Here is a 14,971-nt window from a genome sequence, read left to right as displayed (position 1 = left end):
GACGATGCATGGGCAATGCCAGCGTTGCCGAGATGCTGCCTGGCGTGGCTAGAAAGCGCAATCCAAGCAAGCGTTTGATCCGACGTCAGTCATTAGACTTTCGGCGCATCGAGGAGGAAGTTGTGGCGCATGTCTTGGGAGTTTTCCTCGCCCAGGCTGTGCACTTCGGCTTCGTCCTTGAGGTTTACGCCTGACAGCTGCCGGCGACACGCCTCACGCATCAAGTACAGCAGGCGATGGGCGGCCATGCCATAGCTGAGGCCTTCCAGGCGCACATTGGAGATGCAATTGCGGTACGCATCGGTGAGACCAACCTTGGGCGCATAGGTGAAATACAGGCCCAGGCTGTCCGGGGAACTGAGGCCTGGGCGCTCGCCAATCAGGATCACCACCATCTTCGCGCCCAGCAGTTGGCCCACTTCATCGGCCACCGCCACGCGGCCCTGTTCCACCAGCACTACCGGCGACAGGCTCCAGTTATCGGCAGCCGCCTGTTCTTCCAGGCGTTGCAGAAACGGCAGGCTGTGGCGATGCACGGCCAGCGCGGACAGGCCGTCGGCGATGACGATGGCGAGGTCGACTCCGCCGGGGTTGGCTTGAGCGTGGTCGCGCAGGGCCTGGGCCGATTCGGCATTCAACTTGCGCCCCAGGTCCGGACGTTGCAGGTAGCTGTGGCGGTCGGCGGCGGCGCTGTGCAGCAACAGGCTCGGGCGACCGCGTTCGGCCAGTTGCGCGCTGAGGCCGGCATGGTCGAACGGCAGGTGCACGGCATCGCGGGCCTGGGCGTGGGCGTACTGGAAATCCAGCTGGGCGTTGGTCGGCAGGCTGGTGCCGGCGCGGCCCAGGGCGATGCGCGCGGGCGTGAGGCGGCGCAGCTCCTGCCAGGGGTTGTCGATGCTGCCCTTGATTTCGTTGTCCATGCCGGGTCCTTGAACAGTTACGCGGTCCTTGTGGGAGGGGCTTTAGCCGCGAGCTTTTAAGATCAACAGCATCGCGGCTAAAGCCCCTCCCACCCAGATTTTTGTTGGGCCGAAGATTGAGTGCCCATGCCCTGTCTCTTAACTCAACTGCGCCAACGCCTGTCTGAACGCCGGCGGCAACTGCTCGCCAAAGCGCACGCGACCGTCGGCCTGGGTGAAGATGCCCATGCGTTGCAACCACGCTTCGAACTCCGGCGCCGGGCGCAGGCCCAGGGTTTGCCGGGCGTACAAGGCGTCGTGGAACGAGGTGGTCTGGTAATTGAGCATGATGTCGTCGGAGCCGGGTATGCCCATGATGAAGTTGATGCCCGCCACCCCGAGCAAGGTCAGGAGCATGTCCATATCGTCCTGGTCGGCTTCGGCGTGGTTGGTGTAGCAGATGTCGCAACCCATCGGCACCCCGAGCAGCTTGCCGCAGAAGTGGTCTTCCAGGCCGGCACGGATGATCTGCTTGCCGTTGTACAAATACTCCGGGCCGATAAAGCCAACCACGGTGTTGACCAGGAAAGGCTTGAAGTGGCGGGCCACCGCGTAGGCGCGCGCCTCGCAGGTTTGCTGGTCGACGCCATGGTGGGCGTTGGCTGACAGGGCGCTGCCCTGGCCGGTTTCGAAATACATCAGGTTGTTGCCCAGGGTGCCGCGCTTGAGGCTCAGCCCCGCTTCATAGCCTTCCTGGAGCAACTTCAGGCTGATGCCAAAACTGGCGTTGGCCGCCTCGGTGCCTGCGATGGACTGGAACACCAGGTCCAGCGGCACGCCGCGCTCGATGGCGGCAATCGAGGTGGTGACGTGGGTGAGCACGCAGGCCTGGGTGGGAATTTCGTAGCGCTGGATGATCGCATCGAGCATTTCCAGCATCGCGCAGATCGAGGCGATGCTGTCGGTGGCCGGGTTGATGCCGATCATGGCGTCGCCATTGCCGTACAGCAGGCCGTCGAGAATGCTCGCGGCAATGCCGGCGGGTTCGTCGGTGGGGTGGTTGGGCTGCAGGCGGGTGGACAGCCGGCCCGGCAAACCGAGGGTGCCGCGGAACTGGGTAACCACCCGGATTTTCTGCGCCACCAGCACCAGGTCCTGCACGCGCATGATCTTCGACACCGCTGCCGCCATCTCCGGCGTCAGCCCAGGGGCCAGGGTACGCAGGCTGGTTTCGTTGGCGTGATCGCTGAGCAGCCAGTCGCGAAAGCCGCCGACGGTCAGGTGGCTGACGGGGGCGAAGGCCAGGCTGTCGTGGGTGTCGATGATCAGGCGCGTGACCTCGTCCTGCTCATAGGGAATCAGCGCTTCATCGAGGAAATGCTTGAGCGGGATATCGGCCAGGGCCATCTGCGCGGCTACGCGCTCGCCATCGTTGCTGGCAGCCACCTCGGCCAGGTAATCACCGGAGCGTGCCGGGCTGGCTTTGGCCATGACTTCTTTGAGGCTTTCAAAACGGTAGGTTTCGCTGCCCACCGAATGAGAAAAACGGGCCATAGGCACTCCTTCTATTGGCTCCGAGAGCCTATTTGCGATGGGGCTAAGCCAGTCTAGTTCAGCCGCATCGCAGATAGGTTCTGCAAAGACTGGGCCCGCAAAGCGGGCCCAGGTGGATCAGTTACCCCACGGCCGCAATCAGATGCCGTTGAGCATGGCATCGGCCGGCGCAGCGGCGCGCTGTGCGGCGGTCAGTTGGAAGTAGACGAAGCCCACCGCCATGAAGCCGAGGAAGATCAGGCCGATGGTGGTGTTGAAGTACGCCATCGCCACCAGGCACACCACCGCCAATGCCAGGGCGATGCCAGGCACGATCGGGTAGCCCGGGGCGCGGAAGGTGCGCTCCAGGTTTGGCTCGGTTTTGCGCAGTTTGAACAGGCTGAGCATGCTGATGATGTACATGACGATGGCGCCGAACACCGACATGGTGATCATTGCCGCGGTCAGGCTCATGCCCTGCAGGTTGATCAGGCCGTCGCTGTAGATCGCGGCGATGCCCACCAGGCCGCCGGCGATGATCGCGCGGTGCGGGGTCTGGAAGCGCGACAGCTTGGCCAGGCCTTTAGGCAGGTAACCGGCGCGAGCCAGGGCGAAGAACTGCCGGGAGTAGCCCAGGATGATGCCGTGGAAGCTGGCCACCAGACCGAACAGGCCGATCCATACCAGCATGTGCATCCAGCCGGAGTTCTCGCCGACCACGGTTTTCATTGCCTGGGGCAGTGGGTCGTTGATGCCCGAGAGCTTGGTCCAGTCGCCTACGCCACCGGCCATGATCATCACGCCAACCGCCAGGAACACCAGGGTCAGAATGCCGCTGATGTAGGCCTTGGGAATGGTGCGTTTGGGGTCTTTGGCTTCTTCAGCGGCCATGGCCGCGCCTTCGATGGCGAGGAAGAACCAGATGGCGAACGGGATGGCCGCGAAGATACCGGAGATCGATGCAGCGCTGAATTCATTGGCGCCAGACCAGCCGTTCAAGACGAAGTTGCTGAAGCTGAAGCCCGGGGCAACCACGCCCATAAACACCAGCAGTTCGGCTACCGCGAGCACGGTGACCACCAGCTCGAAGGTGGCGGCAATGCGCACGCCGAGAATATTCAGGGTCATGAACACGAAGTACGCGCCGACGGCGGCGTGTTTCGGATCCAGACTCGGGAACTGCACATTCAGGTAGGCACCAATGGCCATGGCAATGGCCGGCGGCGCGAACACGAACTCGATCAGGGTGGCCAGTCCGGCCATCAGCCCGGCCTTTTCACCAAAGGCGCGACGGGCATATGCGAACGGGCCGCCAGCGTGGGGAATGGCGGTGGTCAGCTCGGTGAAGCTGAAGATGAAACAGGTGTACATCGCCGCGACCATCAGCGCGGTGACCAGAAAGCCCAAAGTGCCAGCGGTTCCCCAACCGTAGCTCCAGCCGAAGTATTCGCCAGAAATCACCAGGCCAACGGCAATCCCCCATAAATGCAGGGTGCCTAGCGTGGGTTTGAGTTGTGTTGTTGTAGTCATATGAGTACCCGCCCTGAGTGTTGAACAGATCAGAAAGACCGGACCGTTCACGCAACGGCCATGCCATCGGCAACAAAATGTTGCGAGGGGTTGGGAAAAGGTCGCGATTGGCAGGGGTGCGGGTCGTTTTTGGTGCGGGGGTGGGAATGACTGATGGGTCGGTTATTTCGGTGGGATGGGGTGGGGGCTGAAATGGTGCGTGTAGTGGCCCTCTCCCCCAGCCCCTCTCCCGCGAGCGGGAGAGGGGAGCCAAGCCGAGGTCTGGTCAGAAACGCCGATCAGGCCCCCTCTGCCCGCTAGCGGGAGAGGGCTGGGGAGAGGGTTTTCAGCTGTTAAAAGAAACCTAGCGGATTGATGTCATAACTCACCAACAGGTTTTTAGTCTGCTGATAGTGATCCAACATCATCTTGTGCGTCTCGCGCCCAACCCCCGACTTCTTGTACCCGCCAAACGCCGCATGCGCCGGATACAGGTGGTAGCAGTTGGTCCACACACGCCCGGCTTTGATCGCCCGGCCAACGCGATACGCCCGGTTGATATCCCGCGTCCACAGCCCGGCACCCAGACCAAACTCGGTGTCGTTGGCAATCGCCAGGGCTTCGGCTTCGTCCTTGAAGGTGGTGACGCTTACTACCGGGCCGAAGATCTCTTCCTGGAACACGCGCATCTTGTTGTTGCCCTTGAGCAGGGTCGGCTGGATGTAATACCCGCTGGCCAGGTCGCCAGACAGTTGCTCGACCTTGCCGCCGGTGAGCAGCTCGGCGCCTTCGCCCTTGGCGATTTCCAGGTAGGAGAGAATCTTGTCGAACTGCTGCTCGGACGCCTGGGCGCCGACCATGGTGTCGGTGTCCAGCGGGTCGCCGCGTTTGATCTGGGTGATCTTCTTCATTACCTCAGCCATGAACGCCGGGTAGATCGACTCCTGCACCAGCGCCCGCGACGGGCAGGTGCACACTTCCCCCTGGTTGAAGAACGCCAGCACCAGGCCTTCGGCGGCCTTTTCGATAAAGCTTGGCTCGGCCTGCATGATGTCTTCGAAGAAGATGTTCGGCGACTTGCCGCCCAGCTCCACGGTGCTCGGAATGATGTTTTCTGCCGCGCATTTCATGATGTGCGAACCCACCGGGGTGGAGCCGGTGAAGGCAATTTTGGCGATGCGTTTACTGGTCGCCAGCGCCTCGCCCGCCTCCTTGCCAAACCCCTGCACCACGTTCAGTACGCCCGGCGGCAGCAGGTCGCCGATCAGCTCCAGCAGCACGGCAATGCCCAGCGGCGTTTGCTCGGCCGGTTTCAATACCACGCAGTTGCCTGCGGCCAGGGCAGGGGCGAGTTTCCAGGCGGCCATCAGCAGTGGGAAGTTCCAGGGAATGATCTGCCCAACCACGCCCAGCGGCTCGTGGATGTGATAGGCCACGGTGTGTTCGGTGATCTCGGCGGCACTGCCTTCCTGGGCGCGGATGCAGCCGGCGAAGTAGCGGAAATGGTCGGCAGCCAGGGGGATGTCGGCGTTCAGGGTTTCGCGCACGGCCTTGCCGTTGTCCCAGGTTTCGGTGACGGCCAGCAGCTCTAGGTTGGCCTCGATACGGTCGGCGATTTTCAGCAGCACCAGTGAGCGGTCCTGGGCTGAGGTCTTGCCCCAGGCGTCGCTGGCGGCGTGCGCAGCGTCCAGGGCTTTGTCGATATCTTCGGCCGTGGAGCGCGGGAATTCGGCGATGGCTTTGCCGTTTACCGGCGAGGTGTTGGTGAAGTACTGGCCTTTGACCGGGGCCACGAACTCACCGTTGATGTAATTGCCGTAGCGGCTTTTGAACGAAACGATGGCGCCGCTGGTGCCCGGATGTGCGTATTGCATGGTGAAGTTCTCCTGGCTCTTGTGCTTGTTGGGAGTACGCGCTTAAGCGCTGGGTTAAGCGTAGAGCAAGGGTTGCGCCACGCCGGCGTAATTGCCGGAAGGCACGGGCGACGGGGGATTGGCGGTAGGCTCTTGGCGCGGGTGGGTAACTGATGGGCGGTTGTGCAACAGCGCCGGTGACAGTTTGTTCCATTCTTGGTACAGCCTTGGCGCATGAGCCAGGCTATGCTCAGCCCGGCCCCGGCGCTTACAGGCGCAAACCGAGGGCACACTGCGGAGAACAATAACAATGCAGAGTCATTTCAACCGTCACACCCAACAGGTGATGACGCTGGCCCAGGGCAAAACCCAATTTGACGGCCCGGCCGCCGATCCTTCCATCGCGCGCTCCTGGCTGCGCTGCTTGCAGGACTACCATCTGGACCCCGGCCAGACCATGGCACCCACCGTGCTCGAACACGCCCGCGTGCTGGAGCGCCGCGAGCAACTGCAGCAGGTGCTGGAAATCGCCAGTGGCGAAATGAGCAGCCTCTATCAGCAGTTGGCCGGTGATGGCCATGCGGTGCTGCTCACTGATGCCCGCGGGGTGATCCTCAACAGCGTCACTGCCAACTCCGAACGCAAAACCTTCGAGCGCGCCGGCCTGTGGCTGGGCGCTGACTGGAGCGAAGCCTGCGAAGGCACCAACGGCATCGGCACCTGCCTGGTGGAGCGCCAGGCGCTGACCATTCACCAGGACGAACATTTCCGTGGCCGTCACACCGGGCTGACCTGCTCGGCCAGCCCGGTGTTCGATTGCCAGGGCGATTTGCTCGCGGTGCTGGATGTGTCCTCGGCGCGCCAGGACGTCTCGCGGCAAAGCCAGTTCCACACCATGGCGCTGGTCAACCTGTCGGCCAAGATGATCGAAAGCTGCTACTTCCTGCGCCGCTTCGAGGGCCAGTGGTTACTGCGCTTTCACCTGCAGGCCGAATACGTCGGCCTGTTCAGCGAAGGCTTGCTGGCCTTTGATGGGGAAGGGCGGATCAACGCCGTGAACCAGAGCGCGATGAACCTGCTCGGCACCCGCCGCGCGCAATTGATCGGCCAGCCCCTGGAAGCCTTCTTCGACTGCCGCCTGGATGAACTCGCCGGCCGCGCCGGTCACGGCAGCAGCTGGCCGCTGCGCACCCACAACGGCCGCGCGCTGTTTGCCCAGGTGCGTGGCGTGGCGCGCAGTCAGCCGCAGGCGCTGACTTCCTCTATCGGTCGCTTGACCAGCAAACAACCGCCGGCGGATATCCCCGCCAACCTGTGCCTCGGCGATGTCGCCCTGCAGGGCGAATTCCGCCGCGCCTTGCGGGTGTTCGAACGCGATGTGCCGCTGCTGATCAATGGCGAAACCGGCACCGGCAAAGAAGCCTTCGCCAAAGCCATTCACCAGGCCAGCTCGCGTGCCAGCCACGCCTTCGTCGCCCTCAACTGCGCAGCCATTCCGGAAAGCCTGATCGAGAGCGAACTGTTCGGCTACCGCGGCGGCAGTTTCACCGGCGCGCGCAAAGAGGGCATGACCGGCAAGCTGCAACAGGCCGACGGCGGCACCCTGTTCCTCGATGAAATCGGCGACATGCCGCTGGCCCTGCAAACCCGCTTGCTGCGGGTACTCGAGGAGCGCCAGGTGGTGCCCATCGGCGGCACCGCACAAGCGGTTAACGTGCGGATAATCAGCGCCACCCACCGCGAACTGGGCGAGCACGTGGCCAACGGCAGCTTTCGCGAAGACCTGTACTACCGCCTCAACGGCCTGGTCCTCAACCTGCCGCCGCTACGCGAACGCAGCGACCGCGAGCAACTGCTGCAGCACCTGCTCAACGAAGAAGCCCAGGGCCAGCCCCTGCGTCTGGACCCCGACGCGCGTCAGGCCCTGCTCAACCACCCCTGGCCTGGCAACGTGCGGCAACTGCGCAACGTATTACGCACCCTGGCGGCGCTGTGCGACGGCGAGCGCATCAGCCTGAGCGACCTGCCCGCCGAGTTCCGCCAACGCCCATCGCAGCCAACCCCGGCGCACGAGCAGCCCCTGCATGCCGCCGAACGCAGCGCCTTGCTCAGCACCCTGGAGCAGCAGCACTGGCACATGAGCCGCGCCGCCGAACAGCTGGGCATCAGCCGCAACACGCTGTATCGCAAACTGCACAAACACGGCATCGAGCGGCCGTAGGCGCGGCGGGGAAGCTGCGGCGAGTAACGGGCGCTGCCGGGACTATTACACCGGTTTGTGCGCCCGATCACACCGCGAGCTTTCCTCGAAATCGCCCTGCGTACATCCTCGGCAGTGGCGTATTGCTATGCCCTGCATAGCCACCGGCCAAGGACGTCGTAGCAAAGGAGTTGCTGCAGGATGCAAACACAGTTCATCCCCCAGATCATTTCTGGCCCGAATCGCCCTGCGCGTTGCGCACCGGTAACGGGTCTCCGCCCTGAACACTCTCCTCGCCCCGCGCCTCAGCGCCACGGCCAACGGCCGCCTGAGTTTCAGGGCACCCCCACTTTCTATCTTCCACTTGCCACTGCTGACGCGTGACCTGGGCTAACCGGGTTCGCGGCATAGGGGCAGGGCAATTGTGGTTATCCAGCAAGGAGCAAGCATGGTTATTTACGGAACACCCAATGACGATCTGTTGGTCGGTGGCGAAGACGACGACAGCCTTTGGGCGCAGCAAGGTAACGACACGTTGATCGGCGGGGCCGGCAACGACACCCTCAGTGGCGGCGACGATGACGACTGGCTCGATGGCGGCACCGGCAACAACGACCTTCGCGGTGGCGACGGCAACGATACGTATGTGATCGATGCATCCAGTACCAACATGATTTCTGAAGGGGCGAATACCGGCATCGATACGGTACGTACCGACGGCAGTTACACCCTGGGTTATGCCCTGGAAAATCTGGTTCTCACCGGCAGCGCGGTGACTGGCGGCGGCAACGAGCTGGACAACGAGATCACTGGTAATGCCAGTGACAACGTCTTACTCGGTGAAGACGGCAACGACCGCCTTTACGGCCTGGACGGCAAGGACACCCTCGACGGCGGCGCCGGCAATGACAGCCTGTTTGGCGGTGATGGCGATGATCAGCTGTGGGGCGGTGATGGGGATGATTGGCTGGATGGTGGCGTTGGCACTAACCAGCTTTACGGTGGTAACGGCAACGACACTTATGTGATCGACTCGGCAACCGGCACGGCTACCACCATCGTCGAAGTCCCTACTAGCACGGGTGGCGTGGATACCGTGCGTAGCAACAGCACGTACGCGCTTGGCAGCTACCTGGAAAATCTGGTTTTGACTGGCGACGCCGCAATTGATGGCAATGGCAACGAACTGAACAACGATGTCACCGGCAATGCCAACGACAACCGCCTGAAGGGTGAAACCGGCAATGACCGCCTGTACGGCATGGCGGGCAAGGACGCCCTGGAGGGCGGCGCCGGTAATGACAGCCTGTTCGGCGGTGAGGGCGATGACAACCTGTCGGGTGGAGACGGCGATGATCGCCTCAACGGCGACACCGGTAATGACCAGCTCAATGGCGGAAACGGCAACGACACCTACGTGTTCGACAAAGGCTGGGGCCAGGACGTCATCGACAACTACGACAGCGCCAACGGTGTGGATGCCATCGAGTTCTCGGCCGGTATTTTGCCTGCGGATATCCAGGCAACGCACCAGGGTGATGACCTGATCCTCACCCTGAAAGGCAGCACCGACAGCGTTCGGGTGCGCAACTACTTCCTCAACGATGGCGTCAGCCCTTACACGCTGGAACAGGTCCGCTTCAGTGGCGGCACCACCTGGTCGTTCGCTCAGGTGCGCAGCATGGTGCTCGCCGGTACCAGCGGCAATGATCTGCTCACCGGTTTCAGCGGCGCCGACACCCTCGACGGCGGCGCGGGCAATGACACTCTGGATGGCGCCCAGGGTAATGACCTATTGCTCGGCGGCGCTGGCAACGACCTGCTGATCGGTGGCGCTGGCATCGACACGCTACGCGGCGGCCTGGGCGACGACACCTATGTGATCGACTCCACCACTGACTTGATCCAGGAAAATGCTGGCGAAGGTATCGACACCCTGGAGTCCAGCGTCAGCATCACCAGCGCGCTGACCCTTAATGTCGAGAACCTGCGCCTGACCGGCAGCGCCAACCTGATCGGCTACGGCAACACGGCCAACAACGTGCTGACCGGCAACCAAGGCGCCAACAGCCTGTATGGCAACTCTGGCAACGACACGTTGAGCGGCGAGGGTGGCAACGATTACCTTGAGGGCGGAACCGGCAATGACGTTTACCGCTTTGCCCGTGGCTGGGGCGTGGACACGGTGTACAACTTCGAGTCGGTCAATGGCCTGGACGCCATCGAGTTCGCCGCCGATATCCTGCCGAGCGATATTCAAGTCGCCCGCTCCGGTATCAATTTGGTGCTGAGCCTGGCCGGCAGCAGCGACAAAATTACGGTCAGCAACTACTTCAACTCCGACGCTAGCCTGTCCTACGCCGTGGATGAAATTCGCTTCGCCAACGGCGTGCGCTGGACGGTGGCGAACGTCAAAACCTTGGTCCTGCAGAGCACCAGCGGCAACGACACGTTGAACGGCTATGCCAGCGCCGACAGCATCAGTGGCGGTGCCGGCAACGACTACCTGTATGGCGTCGATGGCAATGACACCCTCGACGGCGGCAGCGGCAACGATGTGCTGGACGGCGGTAATGGCAACGACCGCCTGGACGGCGGCGCGGGCAGCGACACCCTGCGGGGCGGTGCCGGTAATGACCTGTTTGTGGTCGATTCGGCAGGGGATCTGGTCAGCGATACCAGTGGTATCGATACCGTCGAAGCAAGCATTTCCTACAGCCTGGTGGATGGCGTTGAGAACCTCACCCTCACCGGTACCAGCGATCTCAATGGCATTGGCAATGCCCTGAACAACACCCTCACCGGCAACGCCGGGGCCAACCGGCTTGAAGGTGGGGCGGGGGATGATCGGCTGCTCGGCGGCGCCGGCAATGATTTCCTCCAGGGCGGCGAGGGCAATGATGTTTACCTGCTCGGCGCTGGCTGGGGTCGGGATGTAATCGACAACCTTGATGCCAGCGTGGGCAAGCTCGATGTCATTCAGTTCCTCGACGGCGTCGCCGCCACGGACATCACGGTAATCGCACAGGGCGACAACCTGTTCCTGCGCCACGCCAACCTGGCTGACAGTGTGACGGTGCCGAACTTCTTCGGCCCGGGGAGCGCTACGAGCCTGGAAGAAATCCGCTTTGCAGATGGCACGGTATGGACCGCCGCGCAGATTCGCGAGCGCTTCACTTCCGGCACCGAGGGCAATGAGCAACTGGTTGGTTTCTCAGGCGATGACACCCTGCTGGGCTATGGCGGCAATGACACCCTGCGCGGCGGCGCGGGCAATGATGTGCTGGACGGCGGAACGGGCAATGACTACCTGTTTGGCGGTGCGGGCAACGATCTCTATCGCGTTGATTCGATCACCGACAGCGTGACCGAGTATGCCAACGAAGGTGTGGATACCGTTGAGTCCAGCGTGACCTTCACGTTGCGTGCGGAGTTGGAGAATCTGACCCTGACCGGCACCGCCGCCATCGACGGCTGGGGCAACGAGCTCGACAACGTATTGATCGGTAACGAGGCCAATAACGCGTTGTATGGCGGCGTCGGCAACAACACGCTCTATGGCAACGGTGGTGACGACAAACTGGTGTCGGGACTGGGGCAGAGTTACCTCGATGGCGGCGCCGGCAACGACTCGTTGATAGCCGGCGATGGCAACGATGTGCTCTTGGGCGGGAGTGGCAACGACACCTTGAATGGTGGCCGTGGCGATGACCGCCTGTACGGCGGCGAAGGCAATGACACCCTCTACGGCGGGTTCGGCAACGACACCTTCGTGATCGACTCGCTGGGCGACACAGTGGTCGAATACCTAAACGAGGGGATCGACACGGTCGAAGCGTCCATCAGCCACACCCTGGCATTTGGTGTGGAAAACCTGACCCTCACCGGCTCCGACGCCATCAACGGTACCGGCAACACGATGGACAACGTCCTGCTCGGCAACAGCGCCGCCAACGTGCTTTCTGCAGGCACTGGCAACGACACGCTGTCCGGCAACGCGGGTAACGACACCCTGATCGGCGGCGCCGGTTCGGACACCTATGTGTTCGGCCTCGGCGACGGCCAGGACCTGATCCAGAACACCGATGCCGCGCCGGAAAGCGTCGACACGCTGCAGTTCGGCGCGGGGATTTCCATTGAGCAGCTGTGGTTCCGTCAGAACGGCAGCAGCCTGGAAGTCAGTGTGGTGGGCGGTGAGGAGCGGGTGAGTATCGACAACTGGTACGGCGGCAATGCCAACCACCTTGATCAGTTCAAGGCGGCGGATGGCCGGACGCTGTTGGACAGCCAGGTGCAAGGGCTGGTCGATGCCATGGCGGCATTCGGTGTGCCGGCGGGAGCCGAGAGCAACCTGACTACGGCGCAGCGTGATGAGCTGAATCTGGTGATTGCTGCCAACTGGCAGTGAAGGCCTGAGCGGTAACGAGGAGCCCCGCCGGTGTGCGGGGCTTTTTTATGCGCCATCGGCTCGGCCGGAGGGAATGAACGTGTGCGGCAGGTGGTCTAGATCCGCTGCCCGGCTGGGGCTTGCGCAGGTGCCCTGTGCTAACCTGCGACATGTTTTTTTTGCGGCGTTGCCAGCCGTTTTCAGAGGTCATCCATGCACATTCATATCCTCGGCATTTGCGGCACCTTCATGGGTTCGCTCGCGGTGCTGGCCAAGGAACTCGGTCACCGGGTTACCGGTTCCGACGCCAACGTTTACCCACCGATGAGCACCCAGCTGCAAGCCCAGGGCATCGAGTTGATGCAGGGCTATGACGCCGCGCACCTCGACCCGGCGCCCGATCTGGTGGTGGTCGGCAACGCGCTGTCGCGCGGCAACCCGGCGGTGGAGTACGTGCTGAACAAGGGCCTGCCCTATGTCTCCGGCCCGCAGTGGCTGGCCGACCATGTGCTGCAAGGCCGCTGGGTGTTGGCCGTCGCCGGCACCCACGGCAAAACCACCACCAGCAGCATGCTTGCCTGGGTGCTGGAGCATGCCGGCATGAGCCCGGGCTTTCTGATTGGTGGTGTGCCGCAGAACTTTGCGGTGTCGGCGCGTTTGGGTGGCACGCCGTTTTTCGTGGTCGAGGCGGATGAGTACGACAGCGCCTTCTTCGACAAGCGTTCGAAGTTCGTTCACTACCGCCCGCGCACTGCAATTCTGAATAACCTCGAATTCGACCATGCCGATATCTTCCCGGACCTGGCCGCCATCGAGCGCCAGTTCCACCACCTGGTGCGCACCATTCCCAGCGAAGGCCTGGTGATTTATCCGGCCGCTGAAACCGCGCTCAAGCGAGTGATCGACATGGGCTGCTGGACCCCGGTGCAAACCACCGGCGCTGGTGCCCAGTGGCAGGCCAAGCTGCTCAGCGAAGACGGTTCGCGCTTTGAAGTGAGTTTTGAAGGCGTAGCCCAGGGCGTGGTCGACTGGCCGCTGACCGGCCAGCACAACGTCGCCAATGCCCTGGTCTGCCTGGCAGCGGCTCGCCATGTTGGCGTGGTGCCGGCGCAGGGCGTGGAAGCGTTGAGCGCGTTCAAGAACGTGAAGCGGCGGATGGAGAAGGTCGCCGAGGTCAAGGGCGTGACCATCTACGATGACTTCGCCCACCACCCGACTGCCATCGCCACCACCCTTGATGGCCTGCGCAAGCGCGTGGGTGAGGCCAAGGTGATCGCCATCATCGAGCCGCGCTCCAATTCCATGAAGCTCGGTGCCCACCGCGATGGGTTGCCCGACTCGGTGAAGCAGGCCGACCAGGTGTACTGGTTCGCGCCGCCGAATCTCGGTTGGGACCTGGCGGCCACCACCGCCAGTTGCACGGTGCCCTCGCAGGTGTGCGACTCGCTGGAAGCGATCATCGCTGCGGTCAAAGCCCAGGCCTCGCCGGGCACCCAGGTGGTGGTGATGAGCAACGGCGGCTTCGGCGGCCTGCACGGCAAACTGGCGGCGGCGCTGGAGGCATAAATGAGCAACGGTCCCGAACGCGTCACCCTGGCCATGACCGGCGCCTCTGGCGCGCAATACGGCCTGCGCCTGCTCGACTGCCTGGTGCAGGAAGAGCGAGAAGTGCACTTTCTGATTTCCAAGGCGGCGCAGTTGGTGATGGCCACCGAAACCGACGTCACCCTGCCGGCCAAACCGCAAGCCATGCAGACCTTCCTCACCGAATACACCGGCGCCGCGCCGGGGCAGATTCGCGTGTATGGCAAGGAAGACTGGATGGCGCCGGTGGCATCCGGCTCCGGCGCACCGGGGGCGATGGTGGTGGTGCCGTGCTCCACCGGCACGCTGTCGGCGATTGCCACCGGGGCCTGCAACAACCTGATCGAACGGGCGGCCGACGTGGCGTTGAAAGAGCGCCGCCAGTTGATTCTGGTGCCGCGTGAGGCGCCGTTCTCCAGCATTCATCTGGAGAACATGCTCAAGCTGTCGAACATGGGCGCAGTGATTCTGCCGGCGGCGCCAGGCTTCTATCACCAGCCGCAAACCATTGATGACCTGATCGACTTCGTGGTCGCGCGCATCCTCAATGTGCTGAATATTCCCCAGGACATGTTGCCGCGCTGGGGTGAGCATCATTTGAGCAGTGATGAATAAGCCCGCCCGCGTTGTGGCGCTGGTGCTGCTCGCCACCCAGCTGTTGGGGTGTGCCACCACACGCACCTTGAACGCGGCCAAACCGGGCGCACCGGTGGTGTATGCCGGCACGCGGCTGGATTGGTACAGCCTGAATGGCGGTTGCTGCCCGCTGGATCGCTTTGGGGCTGAGGCGCCGAAGTATGCCGGGGTGGACCTGCCGGCCAGCGCCTTGCTGGATACCTTGTTGTTGCCGCTGTCGCTGGCGGCGGCGTTGGGGTTCAGCCTCGGCGTCAGCGGTGGGATGTAGACCGCCCCCGAACCTTGTAGGAGCGGCTTCAGCGGCGATGCTGTTGATGCATCGGTTGCAGGAATCGAGGCTGAAGCCTCTCCCACAGAAAGCGTGTCGGGA

Annotated in this window: 9 protein-coding genes; 5 read left to right on the top strand and 4 right to left on the bottom strand. The window is 63.0% G+C overall.

The genetic code is table 11. The features are described from left to right. Nucleotides 1-92 precede the first annotated feature (92 nt). The 4 genes from eutC to C8K61_RS23810 form a co-directional block, all read right to left on the bottom strand. Nucleotides 93-920, bottom strand: a complete 828-nt coding sequence (gene eutC, locus C8K61_RS23825; protein WP_108098879.1) for an ethanolamine ammonia-lyase subunit EutC — start codon at nucleotides 918-920, stop codon at nucleotides 93-95. Between the two features lie 138 nt (nucleotides 921-1,058). Continuing rightward, the gene (locus tag C8K61_RS23820) at nucleotides 1,059-2,453 is read right to left on the bottom strand and encodes an ethanolamine ammonia-lyase subunit EutB (RefSeq protein ID WP_108098876.1); all 1,395 of its coding nucleotides are present in this window, start codon (nucleotides 2,451-2,453) and stop codon (nucleotides 1,059-1,061) included. Nucleotides 2,454-2,591: 138 nt separating this feature from the next. After that, nucleotides 2,592-3,962, bottom strand: coding sequence for an ethanolamine permease (gene eat, locus C8K61_RS23815; protein ID WP_108098874.1), 1,371 nt, complete (start codon nucleotides 3,960-3,962; stop codon nucleotides 2,592-2,594). 332 nt (nucleotides 3,963-4,294) lie between these two features. After that, nucleotides 4,295-5,815: an aldehyde dehydrogenase family protein gene (locus C8K61_RS23810; RefSeq protein ID WP_108098872.1), complete on the bottom strand. Its 1,521-nt coding sequence runs from the start codon at nucleotides 5,813-5,815 to the stop codon at nucleotides 4,295-4,297. 289 nt (nucleotides 5,816-6,104) lie between these two features. Here C8K61_RS23810 and C8K61_RS23805 point away from each other — a divergent pair, with 289 nt between their 5' ends. The 5 genes from C8K61_RS23805 (at nucleotide 6,105) to C8K61_RS23785 (ending at nucleotide 14,869) form a co-directional block, all read left to right on the top strand. Then, nucleotides 6,105-8,015 carry a sigma-54-dependent Fis family transcriptional regulator gene (locus C8K61_RS23805; protein ID WP_108098871.1) on the top strand — a complete coding sequence of 637 codons (1,911 nt, stop codon included), beginning with the start codon at nucleotides 6,105-6,107 and terminating at the stop codon, nucleotides 8,013-8,015. A 427-nt stretch (nucleotides 8,016-8,442) separates the two neighbouring features. After that, entirely contained in the window at nucleotides 8,443-12,402 is a 3,960-nt protein-coding gene (locus tag C8K61_RS27135; RefSeq protein ID WP_108098868.1) for an S-layer family protein, read from the top strand. A 192-nt stretch (nucleotides 12,403-12,594) separates the two neighbouring features. Next, nucleotides 12,595-13,947: a UDP-N-acetylmuramate:L-alanyl-gamma-D-glutamyl-meso-diaminopimelate ligase gene (mpl, locus tag C8K61_RS23795; protein ID WP_108098866.1), complete on the top strand. Its 1,353-nt coding sequence runs from the start codon at nucleotides 12,595-12,597 to the stop codon at nucleotides 13,945-13,947. Beyond that, entirely contained in the window at nucleotides 13,948-14,580 is a 633-nt protein-coding gene (gene ubiX, locus C8K61_RS23790; RefSeq protein ID WP_108098864.1) for a flavin prenyltransferase UbiX, read from the top strand. Further along, nucleotides 14,573-14,869, top strand: coding sequence for a YceK/YidQ family lipoprotein (locus tag C8K61_RS23785; protein ID WP_108098862.1), 297 nt, complete (start codon nucleotides 14,573-14,575; stop codon nucleotides 14,867-14,869). The genes ubiX and C8K61_RS23785 overlap by 8 nt, the downstream gene beginning before the upstream one ends. Nucleotides 14,870-14,971: the final 102 nt, after the last annotated feature.

The sequence above is a fragment of the Pseudomonas sp. GV071 genome, assembly GCF_003050835.1.
GTDB lineage: Bacteria > Pseudomonadota > Gammaproteobacteria > Pseudomonadales > Pseudomonadaceae > Aquipseudomonas.
Note: the sequence above shows the minus strand (reverse complement) of the source record. Positions and strands in the feature narration are given on the sequence as shown.